At 33.2% G+C, this 26,344-nt stretch carries 23 protein-coding genes; 16 read left to right on the top strand and 7 right to left on the bottom strand.

Features of this window, described 5'->3' with window-relative positions; all coding sequences use genetic code 11:
* Nucleotides 1-2: 2 nt before the first annotated feature.
* On the top strand, nt 3-872 hold the full coding sequence (locus tag CLU83_RS13610; RefSeq protein WP_100432109.1) for a DUF4249 domain-containing protein: 870 nt from the start codon (nt 3-5) through the stop codon (nt 870-872).
* On the opposite strand, the gene CLU83_RS13605 is transcribed toward CLU83_RS13610, so the two are convergent.
* From CLU83_RS13605 to CLU83_RS13595, 3 genes are all read right to left on the bottom strand, one after another.
* Nucleotides 869-1,435 (bottom strand): IS630 family transposase, encoded by a 567-nt coding sequence (locus CLU83_RS13605; protein ID WP_100429851.1) that lies wholly within the window; start codon nt 1,433-1,435, stop codon nt 869-871. The two genes, CLU83_RS13610 and CLU83_RS13605, sit on opposite strands and share 4 nt — an antisense overlap.
* Nucleotides 1,414-1,935, bottom strand: coding sequence for a helix-turn-helix domain-containing protein (locus CLU83_RS13600; RefSeq protein WP_100429852.1), 522 nt, complete (start codon nt 1,933-1,935; stop codon nt 1,414-1,416). The genes CLU83_RS13605 and CLU83_RS13600 overlap by 22 nt, the downstream gene beginning before the upstream one ends.
* A 190-nt stretch (nt 1,936-2,125) precedes the next feature.
* Complete coding sequence (locus CLU83_RS13595) at nt 2,126-3,418, bottom strand: hypothetical protein (protein WP_100432108.1); 1,293 nt, start codon at nt 3,416-3,418, stop codon at nt 2,126-2,128.
* Nucleotides 3,419-3,775: 357 nt separating this feature from the next.
* Between CLU83_RS13595 and CLU83_RS13590 the strand changes: the two genes are divergently transcribed.
* From CLU83_RS13590 to CLU83_RS13575, 4 genes are all read left to right on the top strand, one after another.
* On the top strand, nt 3,776-4,537 hold the full coding sequence (locus CLU83_RS13590) for an alpha/beta fold hydrolase (protein WP_100432107.1): 762 nt from the start codon (nt 3,776-3,778) through the stop codon (nt 4,535-4,537).
* 55 nt (nt 4,538-4,592) lie between these two features.
* Nucleotides 4,593-4,937 (top strand): phage holin family protein, encoded by a 345-nt coding sequence (locus CLU83_RS13585; protein ID WP_100432106.1) that lies wholly within the window; start codon nt 4,593-4,595, stop codon nt 4,935-4,937.
* A gap of 217 nt (nt 4,938-5,154) precedes the next feature.
* On the top strand, nt 5,155-5,496 hold the full coding sequence (locus CLU83_RS13580) for a heavy metal-binding domain-containing protein (protein ID WP_100432105.1): 342 nt from the start codon (nt 5,155-5,157) through the stop codon (nt 5,494-5,496).
* Between the two features lie 113 nt (nt 5,497-5,609).
* Nucleotides 5,610-6,434: an MOSC domain-containing protein gene (locus tag CLU83_RS13575; protein ID WP_100432104.1), complete on the top strand. Its 825-nt coding sequence runs from the start codon at nt 5,610-5,612 to the stop codon at nt 6,432-6,434.
* Between the two features lie 790 nt (nt 6,435-7,224).
* Here the strand turns inward: CLU83_RS13575 and CLU83_RS13565 are convergent.
* Nucleotides 7,225-7,533 carry a hypothetical protein gene (locus tag CLU83_RS13565; protein ID WP_100432102.1) on the bottom strand — a complete coding sequence of 103 codons (309 nt, stop codon included), beginning with the start codon at nt 7,531-7,533 and terminating at the stop codon, nt 7,225-7,227.
* Nucleotides 7,534-7,814: 281 nt separating this feature from the next.
* On the opposite strand from CLU83_RS13565, the gene CLU83_RS13560 reads away from it, so the two are divergent.
* The 8 genes from CLU83_RS13560 (at nt 7,815) to CLU83_RS13525 (ending at nt 14,269) form a co-directional block, all read left to right on the top strand.
* Nucleotides 7,815-9,140, top strand: coding sequence for a trigger factor (locus CLU83_RS13560; RefSeq protein ID WP_100432101.1), 1,326 nt, complete (start codon nt 7,815-7,817; stop codon nt 9,138-9,140).
* A 233-nt stretch (nt 9,141-9,373) separates the two neighbouring features.
* A complete protein-coding gene (gene clpP, locus CLU83_RS13555) occupies nt 9,374-10,048 on the top strand; it encodes an ATP-dependent Clp endopeptidase proteolytic subunit ClpP (RefSeq protein ID WP_100432100.1) in 675 nt (224 codons plus the stop codon).
* 80 nt (nt 10,049-10,128) lie between these two features.
* Complete coding sequence (gene clpX / locus CLU83_RS13550) at nt 10,129-11,361, top strand: ATP-dependent Clp protease ATP-binding subunit ClpX (RefSeq protein ID WP_100432099.1); 1,233 nt, start codon at nt 10,129-10,131, stop codon at nt 11,359-11,361.
* Nucleotides 11,362-11,453: 92 nt separating this feature from the next.
* Nucleotides 11,454-12,128, top strand: a complete 675-nt coding sequence (locus CLU83_RS13545; protein WP_100432098.1) for a copper homeostasis protein CutC — start codon at nt 11,454-11,456, stop codon at nt 12,126-12,128.
* A 111-nt stretch (nt 12,129-12,239) separates the two neighbouring features.
* Entirely contained in the window at nt 12,240-12,644 is a 405-nt protein-coding gene (locus CLU83_RS13540) for an SRPBCC family protein (protein ID WP_100432097.1), read from the top strand.
* Between the two features lie 18 nt (nt 12,645-12,662).
* Nucleotides 12,663-13,073 carry a VOC family protein gene (locus tag CLU83_RS13535; RefSeq protein ID WP_100432096.1) on the top strand — a complete coding sequence of 137 codons (411 nt, stop codon included), beginning with the start codon at nt 12,663-12,665 and terminating at the stop codon, nt 13,071-13,073.
* Between the two features lie 212 nt (nt 13,074-13,285).
* On the top strand, nt 13,286-13,720 hold the full coding sequence (locus CLU83_RS13530; RefSeq protein ID WP_100432095.1) for a VOC family protein: 435 nt from the start codon (nt 13,286-13,288) through the stop codon (nt 13,718-13,720).
* A gap of 12 nt (nt 13,721-13,732) precedes the next feature.
* Complete coding sequence (locus tag CLU83_RS13525) at nt 13,733-14,269, top strand: SRPBCC family protein (RefSeq protein WP_100432094.1); 537 nt, start codon at nt 13,733-13,735, stop codon at nt 14,267-14,269.
* 131 nt (nt 14,270-14,400) lie between these two features.
* On the opposite strand, the gene CLU83_RS13520 is transcribed toward CLU83_RS13525, so the two are convergent.
* Both CLU83_RS13520 and CLU83_RS13515 read right to left on the bottom strand, forming a co-directional pair.
* Complete coding sequence (locus CLU83_RS13520) at nt 14,401-16,617, bottom strand: TonB-dependent receptor domain-containing protein (protein ID WP_100432093.1); 2,217 nt, start codon at nt 16,615-16,617, stop codon at nt 14,401-14,403.
* Nucleotides 16,618-16,823: 206 nt separating this feature from the next.
* Nucleotides 16,824-18,350, bottom strand: a complete 1,527-nt coding sequence (locus CLU83_RS13515; protein WP_100432092.1) for a GH3 auxin-responsive promoter family protein — start codon at nt 18,348-18,350, stop codon at nt 16,824-16,826.
* Nucleotides 18,351-18,531: 181 nt separating this feature from the next.
* Here CLU83_RS13515 and CLU83_RS13510 point away from each other — a divergent pair, with 181 nt between their 5' ends.
* The 3 genes from CLU83_RS13510 to CLU83_RS13500 all read left to right on the top strand — a co-directional run bounded on the left by CLU83_RS13510 (nt 18,532) and on the right by CLU83_RS13500 (nt 23,524).
* A complete protein-coding gene (locus CLU83_RS13510; protein WP_100432091.1) occupies nt 18,532-19,326 on the top strand; it encodes a DUF2797 domain-containing protein in 795 nt (264 codons plus the stop codon).
* Between the two features lie 249 nt (nt 19,327-19,575).
* Entirely contained in the window at nt 19,576-22,869 is a 3,294-nt protein-coding gene (locus CLU83_RS13505) for a T9SS type B sorting domain-containing protein (RefSeq protein ID WP_100433737.1), read from the top strand.
* Between the two features lie 235 nt (nt 22,870-23,104).
* Nucleotides 23,105-23,524 (top strand): VOC family protein, encoded by a 420-nt coding sequence (locus tag CLU83_RS13500; protein ID WP_100432090.1) that lies wholly within the window; start codon nt 23,105-23,107, stop codon nt 23,522-23,524.
* 80 nt (nt 23,525-23,604) lie between these two features.
* Here the strand turns inward: CLU83_RS13500 and CLU83_RS13495 are convergent, their stop codons facing one another.
* Entirely contained in the window at nt 23,605-26,238 is a 2,634-nt protein-coding gene (locus CLU83_RS13495) for an AsmA-like C-terminal region-containing protein (protein ID WP_100432089.1), read from the bottom strand.
* Between the last annotated feature and the right edge of the window lie 106 nt (nt 26,239-26,344).

Raw genomic sequence — 26,344 nt, 5'->3', positions numbered from 1 at the left:
CCATGAAGAAGATTTGTTTGTTATTATTGCCATTATTGCTAATCATTATGGTTTCCTGCAGTAGAGAAAATTATGTAGAAAGCGTAGAAGGGGAATCTAAAATAGTTGTTGAAGGGTGGATTGAACAGGGAGATGTTCCTCAGGTAATTCTATCCCGCAGTATTCCAATAAATGCTACTATTGATTCTACAACTATTTTTAATTATTTTATCCGTTCAGCTAAAGTCACTGTTTCAGATGGTGAAAATGAAGAGGTTTTAAGCGTAAAGAATGAGAATGGCAGAATACCGCCTTATGTCTATTCAGGATCAAAAATGTTAGGAGAGATAGGGAAGGCCTATGTTTTGAAAGTGCAGTATTTGGACAGGGTTATAGAGGCAACAACAAGTATTCCTTCAGTAGTTCCTATAAAATCTGCAGCGTATGTAAAAGTAAATCCAGCAGATACAACAGGTTTTGTTCATATAGAGTTTAATGATTTTGTTAAAGAAAAGAATTATTACCAGATAGAGACTCGCCTGGATAATGTTGAACCCATTTTTGTACCAGCTTTGTATGGTAATCTGAATGATGAAAATTTTATTTCTTCATCGGTTTCGTTGCAAATAACTAGAGGAATTTATGTTTTTTCTAAAACTAAGTATAAGCCTTATTTTACAGATGGCGATTTAGTTTATATAAAATTACGAACGATGAGTAAGGCAGGTTTTGAATTTTGGAATAGTTGGCAGAATGAAATTGTTAATGGCAGAAGCCCTATATTTCCGGCTAATTCTAGCTTGAAATCGAATATTAAAGGAGGAATCGGTATTTGGCAAGGTTATGGGCAAAGTACAATTTTAATGCAAACATCTAATACCAAACGCATTTAATTTTTAGACCAAATTTGATCTAAAAAGACGTAGGCATAACCACAGATACTCATTACCTCTTTTTTACTTGTGTTTTTAACTGCAGTAATAATGAAATCTTCTACATCTTCGATTGAATTATAAAATTTATTAGAAAATTCTCTTTTGTATTTTGCCCACATTTTTTCGGCTGGATTAAGTTCCGGGCTATATGGTGGCAGGAAAACCAAAACAATATTTTCTGGAACGATCAATCTTTTAGCCTTATGGAATCGCCCATTATCCAATACCATTATTTTGAGTTCTTTGGGGTTTTCTTTTGAAAAATTATTTAGAAAAATTTGAAAATTATCAGTGTTGCAATGTGGAAGTATTAATTGAAAATGATCCCCTGTTATGGGCGAAAAAGCCCCAGAAAGCCATGTTGATTTAAAAACTTGTTGGAAAGTGCAAATTGGTTTAACCCTAATTGCAGTAACTGATTTTCCATTTCGAGTAAATAAGCCAAAACGTGACTCATCTTGAAAATATAAATTTACAGAGCTAAAATCGCCTACAGCATTTAGTGCTGTTTCTTGACAGATTCTTCCGAAGTCTTTTTAAAAGAGCTTCCTAGGTCTTCATCTTTTTTGACATGACTTTTGCGGGCAACTTTTACACTTGATTTAAAATTTCTGATGCAGTAATAAAGCAAGGTGTTGTAATTAAAGCTTTTTCCAGTTTCTTTTTCAATCCAATCTTTTAATTCTACATAACCTTGAAGCCCATTTTGAGGGTTATTGAGTTTTGTTTCCAACATCGTGTGTTCAGCAGCATTAAAAACAGATGGCTTGAAGCCTGTTTTTCCATGTTTAATCAAACCATCAATTCCAGAATTGAGGTATAATGTCCGCCATTTCTGAACACTGTTTGGGTCAACCCCTGCTAATTTAGCAACTTCACGTCTAGAAATCCCTGTTTCTTCATTTTGCTTCAAAATTAAAAGTACTCTCAAGCGTTGTCCAATAAATGGAATAGATTGCTTAAGTAGATTTTTAATCTCTTTTTCAGTTTCCTTAATTACCAAAATTTTTGGATGTGCCATGATCACTGTTATAATATAGTCCAAATGTAATCTAAAAAAAACAATTATCAAAATTGGTATTTATTATATTTTTGTTTGGTATAAATAAACGGTATTACCTGTTTGGTGAAATTGTTACATAGGTTTCTAATAAAAAAGGGGCAGTCTAAAACTATAGACTGTCCCTTTTTTTAATGAAAATTAAAAAGAGTTAGTTTCCAAAAGCTTTTAAAAAATCTTCAAATTTTGTGTTTAGATTATCAAATCCAGTTGAAAAATAGGTGCTCATTTCAACTTCTGTACTGTCATTGAATTTCAAGTATAAAACTTCATCGTATTCTTGAACTAAAACTCCAGGGTTACTGCTCCAATTCCAGTATCCTCCGTAATTTTTTACTGTATTATCATTTACCCATACATGGGAAGAGTTATAGCTGTCTCCTTTTTCTGATTTTTGAATTACATCTGCGATTTTAGTTCCGTCTTTTTTAGAAACAAGAATCATTTTTACATTTTTGTTGTTAGCAGTAACTTCTCCCTCTGAGAATTTTTTGTTATAAGTATTTAAATCAGTGTAATACGTTTTAGATTGGGAATCTGGATATACTAATGATTTTTTTAAAGCAGCCTCGTCATTTGCTAACCCTGCATTATCTGTATTAACCACTATTACAAAATTGTCCATCAATTTGATAAGACCATTTGCTGTACCTAAATAATTGTTAAGGTAATTGTCTTTAAGTAGTTCATCTATATTAGCACTACTTCCAGAATTAAATTCGATTATGTTTTTTCCATTAAATGTAAATGCAGATTTAGCTGCTACAGGTGCTTTTTTACCACTGATTTCGAATGTGTATCCGTCATTTAAAACCATTTTATAGCTTGATTCGTCAGGAGATTGTTTTCCATTTGAATATTTTGAATTTACTGCAAATGTAGCAGCTTGAGCATTATCAATAGTTAAAGTTGCGTCTACTGAAGTTGGTAGGTAAATCTGATCTGTATTAGAAAACGCTACTTTTATGTCAGATGAAATGCTCTTAGATGATAAGCTGGCGTTATTTGTTGTTTGATTCTTCTTTGCAGGGAAAATAAATTTCAATTCTGTTGTTGATGCAGACTTAACCCAAATTTGTTTAGTACTGTTCCAAGTATAAATACCATAAACTCCTGAAACATTTAAAACGTCTGCAATTTGATTATCGTTTTTGCCGTCAAAAATGTCAACAGTATTTATGCTTAACAAGTTTCCTAAGTTTTCAATGGCTTCTACCGCTCCAGATGTTTTTGATTTATCCATTTGAAGCAGCATATCATTTGCTTCAGTTTCGAGTTTTATTTTTTGCTGCTCCGGTTTTAATGAAGAATAAGGCAGTTTTACGATTTCGGCAATTTGTGTGTCTAAACTTTGTTCTGTTGAAACAGCTGGTGAGTCTTCTTTGCTGCAGGAAATTGTAAGTTGAGAAATAACAACTGAAAGTAAAAGAATTTTTTTAATCATTTTTTTTGTTTTAATATTAATAAAGTAAAGTTTTTAGAAAATTTGTTTTGGTATATGTCTGTTTAGCAGCTTATTGTATTTGAAAGTATTTTTTTGTTATTTTTAATTTAAAAGATGAACTGTGACCATCTCTGAGTTGGCAAAAATAGGTTGTTGTAATTTGTTATACAATACCCACTTTTGGTGATATTAATGTTAAAATGGTAATAAAATTCCTAAATTTTTTTTGAAGTTTCATTTTTTATATCTTTGCTCAGCTTTTAAGCGAATTAAATACTTTTTAATTGATTAATGATTCTGGGATGTAGAATTTGAATTCTGCAATCTAAAATCTAAAATCTGCAATCTAAAATTATAATGCTCTACTCAAAAATAGAAGGTTCGGGGAAGCCTTTAGTCATAATTCACGGTTTTCTTGGAATGTCCGACAATTGGAAAACATTAGGAACTCAATTTGTTGCCGATGGGTTTCAGGTTCATTTATTGGATCTCCGGAATCATGGGCGCAGTTTTCATTCAGATAATTTCAGTTATGAAGTCATGGCTCAGGATGTTTTGGATTATTGCAAGGCAAATAGTCTTGAATCTATTGATGTTATTGGTCACTCAATGGGAGGAAAAACCGCCATGCTTTTGGCAGCGTCTTATCCTAATTTAGTCGATAAATTGATAGTGGCTGATATTGGTCCAAAATATTATGCTCCTCATCATCAGGATATTTTAGCTGGTTTAAATGCGGTTGATTTTTCGCTTAAACCAAGCAGGAATGAAGTTGAAGAAATACTGAAAAATCATATACCTGATTTTGGAACCCGCCAATTCCTTATGAAAAGTTTGTATTGGCAAGAACCTGGGCAATTGGCTTTCCGATTTAATTTGAATGTTTTTAATAATAAAATTGAAGAAATAGGCAAGGCATTGGCTCCTGATTTAATTTTTGAAAAACCGACGCTTTTTATTCGAGGAGGAAGCTCTAATTATATTCTTGACAGCGATTTTGAAGGTATTGAAAAACATTTTCCGGTTTCAACAGTAGTAACTATTCCTAATGCTGGACATTGGCTGCATGCCGAAAACCCTAAGATGTTTTATAAATTTGTAAGTGATTTTTTAAAATAATATAGTAATATATAGAATTTTTATTATATTTATAAAAAATTTAAAACATGTAGTTATGAATTTAATTTTGAGAATAATTATTACCGCAGGATTAGTTTTTGTGATTGCTCATTTTTTGCCGGGTGTTCATGTAGCTGGTCCATTTACAGCAATGGTAGTAGCAGTTGTTTTGGGTTTGCTTAATATTTTTATTAAACCAATAATGGTATTGTTGACTTTACCTTTCACTATAGTGACTTTAGGGTTATTCTTGTTGGTGATAAACGCTTTGGTTATAGTACTCTGTACCAAAATCGTTGGAGGTTTTACTGTTGATACTTTTTGGGTAGCGATGTTTTTTAGTATAATATTATCTATATCCCAGTCAATTGCTTATTCAGTTATAGGAGGAAATAAATAGATTATGATTTGTCAGTTGTATTATTGCTTATAACATTGCAGATGTTATAGCTTTATTGAAAATCTCAATTGAATTAAAAAAAGGAATAGTCATATAAATTAAAGCTGTATTTGGATTCTTTATGGATATCAAATACGGCTTTTGTTTTTTAAAAAGTCTTTTAAATTATGGTGATAATATTTCAGAAATTTTAATAACATAAAAACAAATAAAAATTATGAAAACATTATTTATTGCATTAACATTATTCTTTACAATGGGTAATACCGTGGCTCAAACAGTTGCTGTTACTCCTAAGAAAGAAGTTCAAAAAACAATGTACACTTGTCCAATGCATTCAAAAGTATTAATTGAGAAAAAAGGAAAGTGTCCTGAATGCGGAATGGATTTAGTAGTAAGTAAAGAGAAAATATACAAAACAGTTGCAAAAGAAACTCAAGCAATTAAAGCTGTAAAAAGTAAATATGTTTGTACTATGGATAGATCTGTGGCGGATAAGTCTGGTAAATGTCCAAAATGCGGAATGGCACTGACCGAAAGTAAGTTTGAAAAAAAGTAAATAAATAGCAACGGTTTATCTAACAGCCTTTTTTAATAAGGCTGTTTTTTTGTGTGTTATATCAAGAATGGTTAAGATTTTATTTTTTGTAGTTTTGAAAAAAATAGAATGTTATGCAGCAGCTTTCAGAAATTTGGGTTTATCCTGTAAAATCATTAGGCGGAATTCAATTACAGGAGTCAAAAGTTACAGATCGTGGATTGGAATTGGACCGTCGCTGGCTTTTGATAGATGATAATGGACGATTTTTGTCACAACGGGAATATCCTGAATTGGCTCTTTTTAAGCCAGAAATTGCGGGAGACTTTTTGAAAATTACACAACGAGTTCTTTTGGAATCGATTGATATTCCGCTTCGTCCTGTTTTTTCGGATAAAATTTCTAAAATTGAAGTTATAGTTTGGGACGATACGATTGAGGCGTGTGAAGTAAGTGAAACGATTAGCGACTGGTTTACAAGACTCTTAGGATTTTCGGTGCGGTTGGTGTATATGCCTGATGAGAGCGAACGAAAATTGGATGCGCGATATGCAATTACAGGCGATGAAATCACTTCATTTTCGGATGCTTATCCTTTTTTGATTATAGGACAATCTTCGTTGGATGATTTGAACGGACGATTGAAAGTTAAGGTTTCGATGAATCGCTTTCGACCGAATTTTGTTTTTACTAATGGGGAGGTTTTTGAAGAGGATACTTGGAGAGAATTTAAAATTGGAAACGTTTCTTTTGTTGGTGTAAAGCCTTGTGACCGCTGTGTGATGACCACAGTTGATCAGGAAAAAGGAGTGTTTTCAGGAAAAGATCCATTGAAAACGTTAGCCAAATATAGAAATTTTGGCAACAAAGTGCTGTTTGGTCAAAATGTGATTGGATTGGGATTAGGTATTGTTTCAGTTGGTGATGAAATAAGAGTGTTGAGTCATAATAAAAAATAATCGAAAAAAACGCAAGGTTTACAAAATTTTGTGTGTCTTGCGTTTTTTTCTTTGCGAATTTTGCGGTAAAATTTAAATCAATCTTTTTTATGCTGCTCAGTATGATTTTGATTTTTGACAGTTATGTTGTCTCCAGTATTCATACCGTTTGACATTCCGATCATGAATGCCGTAATAATTATCATGATTTTTCTTTTTAACCAATGAGTCAGTTGTTTGGACTTCTCCAAACGTGTTTTGTTATTGTGTTTATACATTTTGTAAATGATAAATGATTAGACATTTTTTATCATCGCCATGCATTGAGAATGCATAAATGCTTAGAAATAAAATTTTCTAGGCTATGTATAAAATAGAATGGTAGTTGCTTGATGTGATTATCTTACTCAAAAAAACGTGCTGTGTTTTCGTTGCGCTTATATTTTGATAAAGTATAATTTGTAATTTTAGAAGTATTCGGGTTTGAATACTGTAAGCATCTTGAAGCTTGAGGTGTGCCAAAAGAATTGGTGATACAATTCTTTTAGATAAATTTATCTGATGGAATCGGTATAATTTGGAAGACGTATGACTGAATTCATTTCTAGTCTTAACGTATGAAACTTGATAATACGCTGCTGAATTTGATTGAGAATGTATTGTACCATCATTTATCATCAGGCCAAATGCCAGAAAAAACGAAATGAGATATTTTAAATACTTAGCCAATCTTTTAATTTTAATTGATTTTTAGAGATATTGTTTATAAATATACTTAGGGTTTTTGTAAGATTTACTTTGTTTTAGTGAATTATTTAACAAATTTTAAAAATTCTCGGGGAACTTCTAAAAGTTCCTGAGAGCACAAACTGTTTGGGCAATTAGAATTTAATTCTGAATGGTCAGTTATTCGTATTGTTATCGTTTTTTTTCCTTCGTCTGTTCCTTTGTAGGTTTCTCCTTTTTCAAAAGTTCGTTCATGTACACCAACGACACCGCCAACTGTTACGTTTGTTGTGTATTGGCTAATGAATTCAAATTCTCCTTGTATAGTTTTATCATCAGAACTGCAAGAAATTATTCCTAAAGCTAGAATGAAATAACAAATTATTTTTTTCATAATTATCTTTTATAATTAGATGCTTGAATTTCAAAACGGTTGCGTAAAATTATACATTTTATTTTAATTTGTATCCAGTGAACTTTGTTAGAAGCGAAAAGCTTGACACGAAGTTTTTACGCAGGGGTACGCCCAAATTATTTAAACGATTGGATTTGTGGGATAAACGTCTAAAAATCATAACAAATCACTATAAAATTCAAAATGGTAAAATACTTGTTTGAGTTGTAAAAATTTCATAATTTTGCAACCCAATTTTATAATGTAAATTAAAGAAGAAGATGGATATCAAAAGAGTAGCAATAAACGCTGTGAATGAAACGATTGTAATGACAGTTGTTCACATGGATTACAAAGGACAAGTAGCGAAAAGAATAAACGAAAAAATGCCTTTGGCAACTGTAAAAGGTTTTAGAAAAGGAGCTGTGCCTAAAGATCTTGTTGAAAAACAATATGGTAAAGGGATCAAGAAAGAAGAAGTTAAAAAAGTAGTGGATTTGGCTTTGGAGCGTTTTGTGCAGTCTGAAAGATTGAACCTTTTGGGGACTCCTCTTGCTAAAGAAAATGAAGATTTGAACTGGGATGCTGAAGAATTGGTTTTTGAATTTGAAATTGGTTTAGTGCCAAGTTTTGAATTGGATCTTGAAGCTAAAAATGATATCGTAAAATATGTTGTTACTGCTGATGATAAATTAATTGATGGTCAAGTAGCGCGTATCCAAAAACAATTTGGAAATGCAAATCCAGTTGAAAAAGTTACTGCTGATGCTGATATCGCTGGTACTTTTGTAAATGCTGAAAATGGAATTGATAACCAAACGACTTTCTCTTTAGATGTTTTTAAAGATAAAGCGACTGCTGATTTATTCATCGGAAAAGAAGTTGGAGATGTTGTGACAGTAAACACAAAAGGTTTGTTTCAAGACGATCACCAATTAATGGATTACCTGAAAGTGGGTCACGATAATGTACACGATTTAGCTATAGATGTTGATTTCACTATCAGCGCTATCAATGTTTCTGAGCCAGCTGAATTGAATCAAGAATTGTTTGATAAATTATTCGGAGAAGGAAATGTTGCTTCATTGGAAGATTTGAAAGCAAAAATCAAAGAAGATGCTGAGTCTCAATTTGCTCAACAAGCAGACCAAAAATTATTGGCTGATGTTCAGGAATTTTTGATTGAAAATACAAAATTTGATTTGCCATCTGAATTTTTAATCAAATGGCTGCAGACTGTTGGAGAAAAACAATTGACTCCAGAAGAAGCAATCGTAGAATATGCAAGATCAGAAAGAGGTTTGCGTTTCCAATTGATTGAAGGAAAAGCAATGGCTTCAAGTAATATCCAAATCACTTTTGAAGATTTGAAAGCGTTTACAACAAATGTTATCAAACAACAAATGGCTCAATTTGGACAAACAAATCCTACTGACGAAGAAGTTCAAGGAATTGTGGCAAGAGTATTGTCTAACCAAGAAGAAGTGAAAAGACTTTCTGACCAAGTGGTTGCAGCTAAATTACTTGATTTATTCAAAGAAAAAGCAAATCCTACTACGAAAGAAGTGACTTACGAAGAATTTATTGCAGCTTCTTACGGAGAATAATTTATAAAAAAATAAGTATATTTGAGCGTCAAAAGATTTTGTTTTGACGCTCTTTTGTTTGAATAGGTACTGATTTAATGAAAATGGTTTGAAAAAAGAGTTGTGTTTGTCCATTAAAGGATGAAAAATGAGACAGTTTGTCACAAAAAATAAAAAGGAACAACCTTTGCTTTAGCATTTAGACAGAAAAAAACATTAGAAACTATACCTTATAAACTTATAAACTTTTTAAAATGGACTACGGAAAAGAATTCAAAAAATTTGCTATTAAGGGTCAAGGGGTAAATGCAATGTACTATGATAAAATAGTAGCTGCGATGAATCCAAAAAATATGACTCCTTATATTATAGAAGAGCGTCAATTGAATATTTCACAATTGGATGTTTTTTCGAGATTAATGATGGATAGAATTATTTTCCTTGGTACAGGAATTGATGACCAAATTGCAAACATCGTTCAGGCTCAATTGTTATTCTTAGAAAGTGCTGATGCTTCCAAAGATATTCAGATTTATTTGAATTCACCTGGAGGAAGCGTTTATGCAGGTTTGGGAATTTATGATACGATGCAGTACATCAAACCAGATGTAGCTACTATCTGTACCGGAATGGCTGCTTCTATGGGAGCTGTTCTTTTGTGTGCGGGAGCTGCAGGAAAACGTTCGGCTTTGCCTCATTCAAGAGTAATGATTCACCAACCATCAGGAGGAGCACAAGGTGTTGCAACTGATATGGAAATCAACTTGCGTGAAATGCTGAAATTGAAAGATGAATTATACCAAATTATTTCACAGCATTCAGGACAAACTTTTGATAAAGTACACAAAGACAGCGAGCGCGATTACTGGATGATTGCTGACGAAGCCAAAGAATACGGAATGATTGATGAGGTATTGAGAAGAAGTTAAATTAGATAACAGGTAACAGATTTTAGATAGCAGTTTATTGCAATCTGAAATCTGCAATCTGAAGTCTGCAATCTAAAAAGATGGCAAAACAAATATTACAATGTTCTTTCTGTGGAAGGAAGAAACCAGAAACCAATTTATTGATTGCAGGAATCGATGCTCACATTTGTGATAAATGCATCGAACAAGCACACGGAATTGTTCTGGAGGAATTAAAAACAAATAGAGGTTCGAAATTGGTTGGTGATTTAATTTTAAAGAAACCAAAAGAAATCAGAGCATTTCTTGATCAATATGTAATTGGACAGGAACAAACAAAGAAAGTAATGTCCGTTGCGGTTTACAATCACTACAAACGTTTAATGCAACAGCAATTGGACGATGAGGTAGAGATTGAAAAAAGCAATATTATCATGGTAGGGCAGACTGGTACAGGAAAAACTTTGGTAGCCAAAACGATTGCCAAAATGCTGGATGTACCGCTTGCTATTGTTGATGCAACAGTTCTTACCGAAGCTGGTTATGTTGGGGAAGATGTTGAAAGTATTTTGACTCGTCTTTTACAAGCAGCCGATTATGATGTTACTAAAGCGGAAAGAGGAATTGTATTTATTGACGAAATTGATAAAATTGCCCGTAAGAGTGACAATCCTTCTATTACCCGTGATGTTTCGGGTGAAGGAGTGCAGCAAGCCTTGTTGAAATTATTGGAAGGAACAGTTGTTAACGTACCGCCAAAAGGAGGTCGTAAGCATCCTGACCAAAAATTCGTTGAGGTTAACACTCAGAATATTTTGTTTATTGCCGGTGGTGCTTTTGATGGAGTGGAACGCATTATTTCAAAACGTTTAAATCGTCAAGCTGTAGGTTATTCGACTTCTAAAAATGTGGATAATATTGATAAAGACAATTTGTTGCAGTATATTATTCCAAAAGATATTAAAGATTTTGGTTTAATCCCTGAAATCATTGGGCGTTTACCAGTTTTGACACACATGGATCCTTTAGACAGAGAAACTTTGCGTGCCATTTTGACGCAGCCAAAAAATGCTTTAATCAAACAGTATCAAAAGTTATTTTTGATGGACGAGGTAGATTTCACCATTACAGATGAAGCTCTTGATTTTATTGTGGAAAAAGCATTGGAATATAAATTGGGTGCTCGTGGATTGCGTTCTTTATGCGAAGCCATCCTAACCGATGCGATGTATGAATTACCAAGCTCCGATGATAAAAAATTGGAAATTGATATGGAATATGCCAAAGAAACATTGAATAAAAATTTATTGAAACGTTTGGAGATTGCTTCATAAGTTTAACAATAAATAAATAATACTAAAACCTGCTTTGTTAATAGAGCAGGTTTTTTTGTACTTTGTATTCAGTTCTGAAATAATTGGTATTAATGAAAAATAAGAATCTTGAAGTCGTCTGTTTTAATCTGGAATCTGCAATTATAGCTCAGCAGCATGGTGCAGACAGAATTGAATTATGTAATAATATGCTGGAAGGAGGAACCACTCCAAATTTTGAAATTGCTCGAAAAGTACGTGCTGAGCTGCGTATAAAAATGAATGTAATGATTCGTCCAAGAGGAGGCGGTTTCGTTTATAATGATGCCGAGTTTGAACAGATGAAGTCAGAGATTCGGCTATTCAAAAAAATTAATGTGGATGGATTCGTGTTCGGAATTTTGGATGTAAATAATAATTTTGACAATTTAAGAAATAAGGAGTTAGTGACACTTGCAAGCTCTTTTCCTTGTACTTTTCATCGTGCATTTGATGTTGTTGCAAATGTTTATGAATCTCTAGAATTAGTGATAGATTGTGGGTTTAAAACGGTTTTGACCTCTGGACAAGGAAAAAATGTGATGGAAGGAATAGAAGTTTTAAGAAGTTTGGTTGCAAAAGCTAATGGAAGAATTGTGATTATGCCTGGTGGCGGATTGAGGTCTTCAAATATTGTTCTATTGGATCAAAAAATAAATGCTTCATTTTACCATTCTTCAGCGATTATTGGTTCGGGTGAAATTGCAAATGGCAATGAAGTTGAACAAATAAAACGTTGCTTAGAATAATATTTAATGTGATCTTTTGTTATCCTAAATAATTTATAGATGGCTTTTTTATTGTTTAAAAAAGTGTTTTATTTTGAATTATTCGTTAAATTTATGGGAAAATAATTTGTCATGATAACGGTTAAATGCAAAGTAGAAGCTTCAATTGAAGAAGTTTGGAAATTCTGGACTACTCCAGAACACATTACAAAATGGAATAATGCCTCTGAGGATTGGCATACTCCTTATGCTGAAAATGATTTGAGAGTCGGCGGAAAATTCAGGTCAACGATGGCTTCAAAAGATGGAACCATGAGTTTCGATTTTGAAGGAGAATACACAGAAGTAAAAAATCATTCCTTTATAGAATATAAATTGGCTGACGGTCGAAAAGTAGATATTTATTTTATAGGTTTGGAGGATGGAGTAGAAATTATTGAGAGCTTCGATCCTGAAAATGAAAATTCTGAAGAAATGCAGCGTGAAGGATGGCAAGCGATTTTGGATAATTTCGAAAAATATGCAGAGGGACTTTAACATAAAAAATCAACAGTGATGACAAAACAGATTTGGCTTAATTTGCCTGTAAAGAATGTAGAAAAAGCGAAAGCCTTTTTTTCTAAAATTGGTTTTGTTTTTAAAATTGAACAGGAAACAGCATCCTCAGCATGTATGCTGGTGGGAGAATCTAATTTTGTAGTGATGCTTTTTGAAGAAAGTTTATTTGAAGGGTTTGTTCAAAACAGATTGACAAATACTCAAAAAAGTTCAGAAGTGTTAATCTCAATTGATGCCCAAAGCAAAGAAGAAGTTGATGAATTTGCTGCTAAAGTGCGAGAAGCTGGCGGTAATGTTTTTGCAGAACCTGCCGAAAATCAAGGCTGGATGTATGGTTGTGGCTTTGCTGATTTGGATGGACACCGCTGGAATGTTTTGTATATGGATTTTAGTAAATTACCTAAATAAATTAAGATGAAATGGAACTTTGCTGGAAGAAACCATGGATATAGTCGAAATATATGTTAATTACTTTGAGGAAATTTCCCCCCAATGCATTAGAAAAAATAAAAGAACTTTTAGGAAAAAATAAACTAGAAACTAAGACACTTAGAATCTTAGTTTCTAAGTAATTCAGAATCTTGGAGACTAAATAAAAACAATTTAAAACTTAAACACTTATGGCAGCAGTTAATCCGTATTTAATTTTTAATGGGAATTGCGAGGAAGCATTTCTATTTTATAAATCTGTTTTTGGAGGAGAATTTCCGTATATCGGTAAATTTAGTGATATGCCTTCGGACGAGAACAGTCCAAAATTATCAGATGCTGACGCAAACAAAGTCATGCATGTGTGCTTACCGATTGGTAATACCGTTTTGATGGGAAGCGACAGTAATGATGCTAGCGGCAATGTTGCTTTTGGATCAAATTTTTCTGTTTCTATTAATACAGAAAGTACAGAAGAAGCCGATAGGATTTTCAACGGACTGTCAGCGGGAGGAAATCCTTTCATGCCAATGAATAAAACCTTTTGGGGTGCTTATTTTGGAATGTTTGTGGATAAATTCGGGATTCATTGGATGGTTAATTTTGATGAAAATCCTGCTAATTAAAAGGCTTTAGATATGAAAGTACTAAAATTTATAGGGATTGGAATAGTCGGGCTTATTGCTTTGCTTTTGATTGTAGCAATGATTGTTCCAAAAGATTACACGGTATCGGTTTCTACAACAATCAATAAACCGCAAGTAGTGGTTTTTGATTATGTCAAAATGATTAAAAATCAGGAAAAGTACAGTGTTTGGGTAATGAAAGACCCAAATGTAAAAATTGAATATACTGGCATTGATGGAACTGTTGGCGCCAAATCGTCTTGGGTAAGTATGGACGATAATGTGGGCGTTGGTTCACAGCAGATCACAAAAATTACCGATAATAGAATTGATGTTGATCTACATTTTGAAAAACCGATGAAGGGCGATAATTCAGCGGCCACAATTGTGGAAGCACTTTCGGATAATCAAACCAAACTAACTAGTGAATTCTATGGACGTGCTGATTATCCTATCAATCTGATGTCTTTTGTGTTTAAAGATTTTATCAAAAAGGATCAAACACAAAATTTAGCTAATGTGAAAAATATTTTGGAAAGCCAACCTTAATTTTGAAATTTTTATAAAGCAAAAGAGGCTACCCTTTTTGGATAGCCTCTTTTCTGTTTTAAACTATTGCTCACTTAAATTTTACCGCAAGGTTCGCAAAGCTTTGTGAATCTAATGGTTGAACTTTATAATTACTTCATCATTCCGCCACCACTTTTTACTTTTTCGGTTTCAATATTGGTGTTTTCATTCTGCATTTTCAAGTTTCCAAAATTATAGGTTAATGATATACGGAACGTTCTGGAATCTTGTTTTTGTCTAAAAGAAGTATTTAAATTTTCGCCGGCAATTAATGCGTTTACTTCATTTTGATTGAAAACATCAAAACAATGCAGTCCAATTTTTAAATTCTTATCCATAAAATCTCGGTTGAATGAAATGTCAAACTGCTGAATAGGCTTGGTTATTTTGTAAATCTGCCAATTTCCAGGAGGCAGGTAGAAATACATCATAGAGTTCTTAATTTTCCAAGGTAACATAATCTGCGATTGGAAGGCATAATTAAAGATTGCTTTGTTTTGGTATGGGAAATCATAGCCTTTTATATCTGATTTGATATAATTAAAGTTTACAAAAATGTAATTCATCTCGTCGATGTTGCCCATTCGTTTCTTAAATTCCTCTTTTCCTTTGAAGATATAATCCAATGGAATTGGGAAATTAGCATAAGCACTAAAGGTGTTAAAATGGTCAAACTGCTGATAAGTCTGATTGCTCACAGGTTTAGTTGCGTCAGCATCGGCGCTGAATACAAAAAGGTTGTTGTCTTTTGATGCAGTGTAGTTCATTCCCAATTGTATAAACTGCATCGCCGTGATTTTAAACTCATAATTGTTTAAATATGTTGGATCTAGAAATAAATTTCCCTGTGAAGTATTGTATTGGTCAAAAGCGTTGCTGTTATTCGGGTCTAAATTATTGTAATTGGGCTGATTGATTTTTTTAGAATACGAAGCCGAAATATTTACATTATCATTCACTTCATAAATAGCACTGGCATTTGGGAATAAATTAGTGTTTTTGAATTTTATAGGCTCCGTTAAGGTATTCGTGATTCTTTCTACGTGGTAATCTTCAAAACGCAGTCCTGCTGTAAAATTAAATTTTTTGATTTTTTTCCGAGTTTCGGCATAGAAGGCCAAATTGTTTTCGGAGTAATCAAAATCAATAGTGTTTGTTGCTGAATTGGTGTAATAATTCCCAATATCATTTACTTCCAGTACATTGAATTTTCCTCCCGTATTGATCGAAAAATCCATTTTTTTGAACGGAATCGCAAAGTCGTATTTCAGGTAATAATTTTTTAAATCAAAATTAAGATTACTGTTCACAAATGAGCCTGAATTGGCAATATTATCAACCGCATTCGATTCTGTAATTGGTTTTTTATCAAATAAATTACTGAATGCAGTAATGTCAAGCGTTCGTCCTAAAGTGTCAAGTTTGGTTTTGTACTGCAAACTGATTTCGTGATTTTTATTCTTGTTTTTAGTTGTTCCCTGATTGGAATAATCAATATCGTCACCCAATGTTGTCGCGTCAAAAACAGATCTGTCATTGGCGTAGTTTCCGTTGTAGTTGAATAATAAATTTGATTTTTCGGTCAGTTTGTAATTTGTTCCTAATCGGAAATACAAGTTTCTGTTGGTATTTACGGTAAAGTTTTCCTGTATTAGCTTCTGTATCGGATTAAAAGCGGTAAACTCCTGCAGATTGCTGGTTTTAGAGTCGCTGTCAATGTAATTATACCCAAGCATAGTCTGCCAGCTTAAGTCTTTTTCTTTTCCGTTTAAAAGGATTTGCGGACTTGGCTTTTGGTATTTATTAAAATTATAATTGATGTTGAAACTAGCGTTAATGCCTTTCATTCTTTTTGAGCTAGTAACAATATTTATTACCGAACCGCTGGAACTGGCATCAAATGAAGCGCCCGGATTATAGATGAGTTCTACTTTTTCGATGGCGTTGGCAGGTAAAGTATTCAGGTAGTTTTGTAAATCATTGCCGGATAATGTGCTTGGTGCGCCATCAATATAAATGGTTACTGCTTTTCCGTTTAGAGAGATACCGCCAGTCGGTGAAGTAATTACACCAGGTAATTTTTTTACAGCTTCAAGACTGCTGCCACTGTTGAGCATACCGTTGTCTTTTACACTGATTGTAGTTTTGTCTGAATCTACTTTGATGTATTTTTTTTGAACTGTAACAGTTACATCTTTAAGCGCATTGATTTTCTCTTTGATTGAATCTTTTTCGACTTTTGGAGAAGTCTCTAGATTTGGCGTCGCTTCTTGAGCAAAAATAAAGGTTGTGCTAAGAAGCAATACCGTTAATACTGTTGATTTCATGAATTAAATGATTTTGATTGATGATTGCATAAGACTTTCAAAATCAAAAAATGTTACAACAGTGGATAGAAATAGTTAAGAAAAGTTTTGGAAATTGAATGTACTGATTGTTTGTACGCAGCGTTTCCCACCGCTTCCGCCACAAACGCGATTGGAGGAACATGAGGCAATGATTATGATCATTAGTAGAAAGAATAGTTTTTTCATTAGGAGTTAATTAAATTTTGCATCTTCTTTAATTGTTCGAGATAATCTCTTTTGTTAGATAATCTTGGAATTTTGTGCTGACCTCCCAGTTTATCATTTTTTTTGAGCCAATCATAAAACAATCGCTCTCTAGCAACATTAAGTACTAGCGGATTAAGAGTCATGTTGTTATAGCGTTTGGCTTCGTAATCGGAGTTTAAGGACTGTAAAGTCTCGTCCAAAATTTTTTGAAAAGCTACAATATCTTTTGGCTCTTGCTTAAATTCAATTATCCATTCATGAGCTCCTTTTTGTTTGTCTTTCATGAAGATGGGAGCAACCGTATAATCGACGACTTCGGTTTGAGTAATTTTGCAGGCCTTGGCAATAGCCTGATCAGTGTTTTCGACCATTAATTCTTCGCCAAAAACATTGATGTGATGTTTGGTGCGCCCCGTTACCCGAACGCGGTAAGGATTCAGAGAAGTAAATCGAACAGTATCGCCTATTAAATAGCGCCACAAACCGCCATTGGTTGTGATAACCATTGCATAGTTCTTGAATAATTCGACATCTGCCAGCCGAACTGCTTTTTGGTCTGGTGTGCCAAAGGTATCCATAGGAATAAATTCATAAAAGATTCCGTAGTCCAGCATCAGCAATAAATCACTGGAATTATTCAAGTCCTGAATGGCAAAAAAGCCTTCGGAAGCATTGTATATTTCGTAATATTTGAATTGGTTTTGCGGCAATATTTTTTGGTATTGATCTCTGTAGGGATCAAAACTTACACCTCCGTGAAAGTACACTTCCAAGTTGGGCCAAACTTCCATCAGGTTTGTTTTTCCGGTTTCTTCCAAGACTTTATTCATTAAGACCAGCATCCAAGAAGGAACACCAGCAAAACTCGTTACATTTTCATTTATGGTTTCTTTGATGATAGCGCTCATTTTGGTTTCCCATTCGCTCATTAAAGAAATTTTACTGCTTGGGGTACTGCTGAATTCTGCCCAAATAGGCATGTTTTCAATCAAAATTGCAGACAAATCCCCAAAAAAAGTATTGTTGTTTTCATAAATCTGTGAACTGCCTCCCAAACGCAGACTTTTGCCCACAAACATTTCAGATTCCTCATTGTTATTCAAATACAGGCACAACAAATCTTTGCTTCCTTTGTAATGGCAGTCTTCGAGCGCTTCACTGCTTACGGGGATAAATTTACTTTTGGCATTAGTAGTACCGCTCGATTTGGCAAACCATTTTATAGGAGTTTCCCAAAGCACATTTTGTTCTCCCTGACGGGTGCGTTCAATATAAGGCTCCAAATCTTCGTAGGAAGAAATAGGAACTCTGTCAGTAAAAGTTTTGTATGATTTTATCGAAGCATAATCATATTGCTTGCCATAAACTGTTTCTTCAGAGGAACGGATTAAATTCATCAGCAATTCTTCCTGAACTTCATTAGGATATTTCAGGAAAAGCTCAATCTGGTGAATTCTTTGTTTCAAGAACCAAGAAGCGATAGAATTTATAATTGCTAAGGGCATGGAGATCTATGATTTTAGATAGTAGATTTTAGATTTGAAAAGAGATTTACAAATACTAACTTTGCGATAATACCAAAAATAGTGTTTTTTTATAAAAAACAATTCTATTTGGGTCAAATATTCTAACTCATAAATATAGATTTGCCTGTTGCGGGCTATAATCTAAAATCTGCAATCTAAAATGACATACCAAGGAGTACTTTCTAAAATGCAAACCGAATTTGGGAATCCCATCCAATATTATCTGGTTTTCGAAAACAGTTTTTTAAACATGAATCAGCTTTTAAACAAAGAGCTTGAAATTCATTTTGAAGGATATCAGTGTTTGAACTGCGGTAAAAAGAAAAAAATATTCCGTCAGGGATTCTGTTATGACTGTTTTTATTCAAGTCCAGCGGTGGGGGATTGGATTATGAAGCCCGAATTGAGTACAGCACATCTTGGTATTGCCGACCGTGATTTAGACTATGAACAGAAAGTACAATTACAGCCTCATATTGTTTATTTGGCTTTGTCCAGCGAGGTCAAAGTAGGAGTGACCCGCAAAACGCAAATGCCAACGCGATGGATTGACCAAGGAGCTACGCAGGCAATTTCAATTGTAGAAGTACCCAACCGATATTTGGCAGGAATTACCGAGGTGGCGCTCAAAAATCATTATGTCGATAAAACCAATTGGCGTAAAATGCTCCAGAATGATGTCGTGCCGACCGATTTAATCGCCGAGAAATTAAAAGTGGAAAACCTTATTCCAGCTGAGGTTCATGAATTTTATCATTTAGATAAAAACGACTTGTACGAAATGCATTTTCCGGTTTTGAATTACCCCAAAAAAATAGCCAGCTTAAGTCTGGATAAAACGCCTCATTTCAAAGGTAAACTGACAGGTATCAAAGGACAGTACCTCATTTTTGAAGACGGAACTGTTTTCAATGTTCGCGGTTTTGAGGGCTATGTAGTTTCGATTGATGTTTAGAAAATAGTAATAGTATTTGTGCGTGACCTCGTTAAAAAAATGGAAAAACTTTTTTTTAACGAGGTCGGGCTTTTCATTGCTGTCCCTCAAGCAGTTTACGGTAATGACGAGATTATTTGTAGGAATAAATTAATATATTTGAGGAGTAATAAGTAAAATGAATCTTTATTAAACTACTCGTTTTTTATATACGCGAGAAATTTTTTGTGTATATACAAATTGAAAATAAGCAAAAAACAATATAAAAGAATGATAATGCATCTCCAAAATAAGTTAAAAAATACAATTTTACTTCTAATTTTTCTCTCCTTTCAATATATAAATGCTCAAATAACGCTGACCAATAATGTTGGGACAACACTTGTAAAGACGGATATGGTTTCTTGTGATGAATCTGAGGGGTGGTCAAGAGTATTTAAATTATCGGATTTTGGCATAAAACCAAATGAACAATTTATCATTAAATCGGGACAAATAGGAATTAGTAAATCGAATATTAAGACAGATTTATATGTAACAGTGTATAGTGTTGATGCAGATTATCCAGAATTTCTCGCTACTCCATATCATACAAAGATATTGGGAACTGGTAGTCTTGGGAAAACGCCAATCATTACTGGTGCACCTCAAATTGTCCAGGCAGAATTTGAGACACCAATAGTCGTTCCTGCTGGGATTGATAGAATTTTGGTAACTATATCGAAATCTAAAGACATTTATAACCCAACATTTGCAGAAGTTCTTGTTGCAGGAACGGAAGTAGATAAAGGAGAATCTTTGTATTATGGCTGTAGTACGCGATATACTACAGTTTCTACTAAAAATTTAGCTATTCCTGTTCCAAATGCCAATTTTTTTATAACTGTAACTGGTGATGCTTTTGATGTAAAGACCTCAGGGTTAGTAACTAGATTGTCGCATAATATATGCGATGATGTTATAGAAACAGGTATTCATACTTGTTCGGGAGGTGCAATGTTTTGGGCAAGAGACTTTGCTTTAAAAGATTTCGGTATATCAAACAATGAAGAATTTGTAATTACTTCTGGACAAGTAGGAATTAATAACACAAGCTGGGGTACAGAAGTAACCTTTAATATTTATAAAATAGACGATAATTTTCCAGCTTCGTTTTCGACTGCAGATTTAATAGGAAGTAGTCAAACACAAAGTGTTCCCTATTTAGGCAGTACTAGAGATTCTCGAGTTATACAAGTAGATTTTAATACACCAATAGTTATTCCTGCAGGTGTCGAGAGAATTTTAGTTGAAGCTTATAAAGGACTTGTGCCTAATTCACTAGGAATAGCATTTATATCTGGTTCAGCGCAAGATAATGGTATTTCATGGCAGAGAGGATGTACAAATCTTGCAGGTGGTCCAACATTCGGTTATGATGAATATGTCAATACCGCCTTATTTGGAAAACCCGATGCAAATTTTTACATCAATGTAACGGGAAATGTAAAAAATATTTCTAACCATTTTGAAATGAATTTTTCAAATATCTGTTCTGAATTTTTAAAGGAATTTAGTGTCGATGATCAGTCAAAAGTAGCTTCAATTGTTTGGGATTTTGGAGACCCAGCTTCGGGAGTAAATAATACCTCTACAGATTTATCTCCGTTTCATGATTTTTCTGCAGATGGAACATATACAGTTACAGCTATTGTCACGGCAAAAGATGGAACAATTGAAACTTTAACTGAAACAATTGATGCAAAAGAACCGCCAAAAGCTCATGGTATTAACAATATCCATGCATGCGAAAGTGTTGCGGGTACAGGGATTTCGAAATCATTTGATGTTTCGGCGATTACAGAACAGGTTTTAGGAGGTCAAATCGATAAGGTTGTTACTTTCATTGACGGTAAAGGAAATAAATATACGTCATTACCAAATCCTTTTACCAATACTATTAAAGATAGAGAAACAATAACGGTAAGAGTAAGTCATAAAGATAATCTTTGTTGCTATTCTGAAACCACTTTTGATTTAATTGTAAATCCAATGCCAAACTTATCAACTGTTTCTGATTTAATTGTCTGTGATAATGATACAGATGGTTTTGGGCAATTTAATTTAAAGCCCTTAGAAAAATTAATTATAGGAAGTTCAATAGATATAAAAGTTGAATTTTATCATGAAAACGGGCAAAAAATAGTAACTCCATTAAATGTAATTACGAATCTAATTGCTAAAGAAGAAATAGTAAAAGTAAAAGCCATCAATACAAATACAAATTGCTATAACGAATCAACTTTTAAATTAAAAGTAAGGACGTTGCCAACAGCAAATCCTTTACAAGAACTTCTAGGGTGTGATAATAATAATGATGGAATTTCAGAATATTTTGATACTTCAAATATTGAGTCGACAGTTTTAGGGAATCAAACAGGAATGAAAGTTTCTTATTTTAATGCCATTGGAAATCAATTACTAAGTCCATTGCCCAATCCTTACACAAACACTATTAATAGCAAGGAAACGATTACCGTTAGAGTAACTAATAGTTTGACTAATTGCTATGCAGAAACGCCATTAGTTTTAAAAACAGCTTCTCAGCCACGAATTAATAAGCCAGCTAATAGATACGCTTGCGACGAAGGTAATGGTTTTGCCAGTTTTGATATGTCCAATATAGAAACTGAAATTTTAGGAAATCAATTAGGTCTAAAAATAATGTATTTTGATAGTACTGGAAATCATTTGCCAAGTCCCTTGCCAACTGTGTTTAAAAATACGCAATCAAAATTCCAAACTATAAAAGTAAAGGTTGAGAACGAAATGAACAGTCTTTGTAATGCTGAAACAAGTTTCGATATAATAGTAAATGACTTGCCCAATGTAAAAATCGATAAAACTTATATTTTATGTAATTTGGAGACTTCGTTAAATGTAAACGTTGATAATAATTTAGATGGTTATAGTTGGAAATTTCAAGATGGCGGTATTATTTCAAATACTTATCAGGCAGATTTGGTTAATGCTGGAAATTATGTACTTACAGTTAGCAAATTTCAAAATAATATTTCTTGTGAAAATAGTTTTGAATTTGAATTAATTCGGTCAGCCCTTCCAACTATTACAGAAGTAAAATATAAAGAGTTATCAGAAAATAATTTTATTGAAATTATTGTAGCAGATGATGGTGATTTTGAATATTCTTTAGACGGTATAAACTATCAAGCCAGTAATTATTTTTATAATATTCAAGGAGGAAACTATATTGCCTTTGTAAGAGATAAAGGAGGTTGTGGTGAAGATTCAAAAGAAGTTACTGTAATTGATTATCCAAAGTTCTTTACACCAAATAATGATGGATATAATGATTTTTGGCAGATAAAAGGCATAAGAAAATATCCGAATTCTAAAACATCGATCTTTGATAGATACGGGAAGTTATTGATAGTATTATCTTCTAATGATTCAGGATGGAATGGTTTTTATAATGGAAAAGAAATGCCGTCTGATGATTATTGGTTTAAGACTAATCTTGATGATAAGGATGTTCTTTCTGGACATTTTACACTAAAACGATAAAAGTCAATTTTCACAATAGTCATAAAAAAAATAATGTTAATGATTATTTTTCAAGAAATAAATATAATGGTAATTTAATTTGCTTGGAATAAATGAAGAAACGAATAAAACTGCAATCAAAATTAATTTCAAATCATTTTATTATTACAGATAATAATTAGCTTGCCTTATGGAGTTCTAGAAATAAAAACCACATTCAAGAAATAAAAATTGAATAAATAAAAACAAAAACATTATGGAAGATTCAAAAAATAAAGCAGAAGATACAATCCCAAAAGTAACAGGAATTGGTGGAATTTTCTTTTTTTCGGACAATCCAGCTGAAACCAGAGAATGGTATGCTAAAAATTTAGGTTTTGATGTCAATGAATGGGGTTCAACTTTTGAATCTAGAAATATAGCCAAACCTGACGAAGTAAATCAACTCCAATGGAGTCCCTTTAAAAGCGGAAGCGAATATTTTGTGCCATCCAAAAAGGAATTCATGATTAATTACAGAGTCCAAAATATTGAAGAACTTGTGAAAAATCTAAGAATAAATGGAGTGACTATTCTTGACGAAATGGAAACGTTCGAATATGGAAAATTTATTCATATCATGGATTCCGAAGGAAATAAAATAGAACTTTGGGAACCAATTGATGGAGTGTTATAGAATTGGAAAAGAAAAATAAAGTGAAAATTAAAAAGCCGTCTCCAATTTGTTATTGTGAGACGGCTTTTAGTTTTAATAATTTATGGTTTTGCAGGTTCTGTAGGTTCTGCCGTTTTTTTCTTTTTAAACAATCCGTTGATTAAATCGCCAGCTTTCTTTTTAATATCTTCTTTTTGAGCGCTTGTTTTAGTAGTGTCAGCATCTGTTTTTTTACTGCTGTTTAGCAATTTATCCAATTCTGAAGTTCCTTTTTTAAGCAGTTTATCCGATTGCTGTTTGGCCAATTGCATAGTTAAGTTGGTCATAGCTGCTTTCATATCTGTTGATATTTTTGGATTGCTGAATGAGCCAGTCATTAATGCATTTATTGGAATATTGTCAAATTTGGCTGCGTCAGCAGGAGACATTTTCGCTATAAAGGCATTCGCTTCTTTGCCTAAGTATTTAGCAGGAACATTGAACTTAATGTTGTAATCCATGCTTTGATCAAAACCATGCGTACCGCCAATTGTTGCTTTTATATCCTGATATTTTATGTCAAATGGTTTTACGTTTACTTTCCCGTCTTTAAAAGTCAAAGCTGCTTTGATGTCATTGAGGTTTACTTTGTTTAAATCAATAAATTTCAGATTTGAATTCAAGGCTTTTAATAATGTCGAGTTATTAGCATTTACGGTAGTAGAAAGCAATTGCCCGATCAAATCACCTGAAATTGATTTCAAATCTGGAGTCATTTCAGCTGCATCAAGATTTCCGTTTAATTTGATGGCGGTGTTTATTTTTCCATTTATGATTCCAGCAATTGGAGCTATTTTTTTCAACATATCCAATTGGGTGAAACTTTGTTGAATATCCACTTGGTTTAAGTTAAGATTCATGTCGAAAATTGGTGTTTTTCCTTTTGTGGAAACGGAACCGCTTGCACCTATATTTCCTCCAAAAATGGATGTTTTTACATTTTCTAAGGTTACTTTCTCATCTTTGATAATCATTTTCCCTGAAACATCTTTTAGTGTTAAGTTGTCATACAAAACCGTGTTGGCTTTTGCGGTAAGCGTACAATTTAAGAAGGCTGGGATTTTCAGTGGTTCAGATTTTTTTGATTGTGCAGGTTTAGTTTCAGTTGTTGCAGCTGTTGCAGCGGGAGCAGTGCTGGTTGTCATGAAATCACTAACAGCAAGCTGGTTTGAAGACAAGTTGAAATTTCCTTTCAATTCTTGTTTTCTAAACATAAAACCATAAAAATTATCCAAAACTCCAGTTACGCTAAGGTCGCTTTTTCCAGTTTTGGCATTGAACTGTTTTAAATGTACCTGACTTGGATTGAATTGTACCAAGGCATTGCTGATGGTCATGTTTTTACCGTTTCCGTCGTCATAATTAAATCCTGTTAAGCCAATAGTTCCTGCATTATTAATGTTTTGATACTGGCTTTTTTCAACCGAAGCCATGTCAAATTTGGTAGTTACATTTGCTTTAAGAATACCTGTAAGCGGTTTGTCCAGTTTTATTGGATACGCTTTAGAAAGATTGGCTAAATTAATTGTTCCTTTCAAAGCGGCATCAACTAACGCATTGGTGCTTATGTTTTTTATATTGGCTTTGGCATCAAAAACATCTTGGTCTATTCTAAAAGAAAGTTTGTCCAGATTAACATAAGTGTCATTCATGATACCCGTTTCATTTACAATTTTAGTATCGATTACAATGCTTTGAACCGATTTTGGCAAGTTAGGATATTGAAAAGATCCGTTATTGGAAGCAATGGCGATGTTGAATTTAGGAATGGTCGTGTCTGTAAGCATACCTTTGGCAAAACCGTTAACCGTAAAATCTCCAGTCGTTTTTACACCCTCTAAACTGGAAGAATAAGCAGCAGGAATCAATCCCAAGAAGTTCTTGAATGAAGAAGTAGGTGTTTTGAATTTCAAGTCATACACTTGTCCTGCATCAACCATTTGAATAAAACCGTCAAATTCTAGCGGTAACTGATTGATTAAGGCTTTATTTTCTTTAAAAGTGTATTTGCTTTTCTCTAAATCAATCCCAAGAACTGCGTCCAGTGACAAGGCAATATTTTTCATGTAATTGATTTTGCCCATATCAAATGAAACTTTAGCCGTTGATTTAGTGTCTAAATCCAATTTAGAACCACTAAAATCCCCTGTTCCTTCATGATTTAAGCTGTCAATGACCATTCTCATTTGTGAAGCTTCATCGAAATATTGAAATTTGAAATTTTCAATTTGATATTTCTGGATTTTCAATGACATTGGTTCACTTTTGGTGTCTTCTTTGGGTTTGTTGTCTTTCAAAGCAATATCGAAATTACCAATTCCATCTTTGTTGAATATAATATTGATAAAACCGTTTTTTGAAGTAATTCCTTCAATTTCCATAGCTTCTTCCTTGCCTTTGAACAATTCTTTGATTGACATTTTTAAATTCAATTCGCCTAAAGAAACCAATGTGTCTCCTTCAAAAGGAGCTTTGTTGATAATCAGTAATTTGTCTAAGGTTACAGTTGCTTTTGGGAAATTTTTGAATAAGCTCAAGTCCGCATCTGCAAAAGAAACTTTGGCATCCACTTTTTCATTGATGGCCTCAGTAATTTTAGCCTTTATTTGATCTTTAAAGAAATAAGGAATTGCAAATAAAGATATTGTAAGCAGAAGCAATACAATTCCAACGATTTTTAAAATTTTCTTTAGCATATAGATTTAGTAATTTGGGTTATTATTTACAAAAATAAGCGTTTATTAATTAGTTGCTCTGTAAAATTTTCATAAAAAGAAACCCTTTCCGTTTAAAACGGAAAGG

The sequence above is a fragment of the Flavobacterium sp. 1 genome, from assembly GCF_002797935.1.
Taxonomy (GTDB): domain Bacteria; phylum Bacteroidota; class Bacteroidia; order Flavobacteriales; family Flavobacteriaceae; genus Flavobacterium.
The sequence above is the reverse complement of the archived record's forward strand: the minus strand, read 5'-3'. Positions and strand labels throughout refer to the sequence as shown.

Bases quoted from the DNA above. Each gene is read 5' to 3' on its own strand.
- CLU83_RS13610 (WP_100432109.1), top strand. From the start codon at position 3: ATGAAGAAGATTTGTTTGTTATTATTGCCATTATTGCTAATCATTATG.
- CLU83_RS13600 (WP_100429852.1), bottom strand. From the start codon at position 1,935: ATGGCACATCCAAAAATTTTGGTAATTAAGGAAACTGAAAAAGAGATT.
- CLU83_RS13595 (WP_100432108.1), bottom strand. From the start codon at position 3,418: ATGATTAAAAAAATTCTTTTACTTTCAGTTGTTATTTCTCAACTTACA.
- CLU83_RS13590 (WP_100432107.1), top strand. From the start codon at position 3,776: ATGCTCTACTCAAAAATAGAAGGTTCGGGGAAGCCTTTAGTCATAATT.
- CLU83_RS13585 (WP_100432106.1), top strand. From the start codon at position 4,593: ATGAATTTAATTTTGAGAATAATTATTACCGCAGGATTAGTTTTTGTG.
- CLU83_RS13580 (WP_100432105.1), top strand. From the start codon at position 5,155: ATGAAAACATTATTTATTGCATTAACATTATTCTTTACAATGGGTAAT.
- CLU83_RS13575 (WP_100432104.1), top strand. From the start codon at position 5,610: ATGCAGCAGCTTTCAGAAATTTGGGTTTATCCTGTAAAATCATTAGGC.
- CLU83_RS13565 (WP_100432102.1), bottom strand. From the start codon at position 7,533: ATGAAAAAAATAATTTGTTATTTCATTCTAGCTTTAGGAATAATTTCT.
- CLU83_RS13560 (WP_100432101.1), top strand. From the start codon at position 7,815: ATGGATATCAAAAGAGTAGCAATAAACGCTGTGAATGAAACGATTGTA.
- clpP (WP_100432100.1), top strand. From the start codon at position 9,374: ATGGACTACGGAAAAGAATTCAAAAAATTTGCTATTAAGGGTCAAGGG.
- clpX (WP_100432099.1), top strand. From the start codon at position 10,129: ATGGCAAAACAAATATTACAATGTTCTTTCTGTGGAAGGAAGAAACCA.
- CLU83_RS13545 (WP_100432098.1), top strand. From the start codon at position 11,454: ATGAAAAATAAGAATCTTGAAGTCGTCTGTTTTAATCTGGAATCTGCA.
- CLU83_RS13540 (WP_100432097.1), top strand. From the start codon at position 12,240: ATGATAACGGTTAAATGCAAAGTAGAAGCTTCAATTGAAGAAGTTTGG.
- CLU83_RS13535 (WP_100432096.1), top strand. From the start codon at position 12,663: ATGACAAAACAGATTTGGCTTAATTTGCCTGTAAAGAATGTAGAAAAA.
- CLU83_RS13530 (WP_100432095.1), top strand. From the start codon at position 13,286: ATGGCAGCAGTTAATCCGTATTTAATTTTTAATGGGAATTGCGAGGAA.
- CLU83_RS13525 (WP_100432094.1), top strand. From the start codon at position 13,733: ATGAAAGTACTAAAATTTATAGGGATTGGAATAGTCGGGCTTATTGCT.
- CLU83_RS13520 (WP_100432093.1), bottom strand. From the start codon at position 16,617: ATGAAATCAACAGTATTAACGGTATTGCTTCTTAGCACAACCTTTATT.
- CLU83_RS13515 (WP_100432092.1), bottom strand. From the start codon at position 18,350: ATGCCCTTAGCAATTATAAATTCTATCGCTTCTTGGTTCTTGAAACAA.
- CLU83_RS13510 (WP_100432091.1), top strand. From the start codon at position 18,532: ATGACATACCAAGGAGTACTTTCTAAAATGCAAACCGAATTTGGGAAT.
- CLU83_RS13505 (WP_100433737.1), top strand. From the start codon at position 19,576: ATGATAATGCATCTCCAAAATAAGTTAAAAAATACAATTTTACTTCTA.
- CLU83_RS13500 (WP_100432090.1), top strand. From the start codon at position 23,105: ATGGAAGATTCAAAAAATAAAGCAGAAGATACAATCCCAAAAGTAACA.
- CLU83_RS13495 (WP_100432089.1), bottom strand. From the start codon at position 26,238: ATGCTAAAGAAAATTTTAAAAATCGTTGGAATTGTATTGCTTCTGCTT.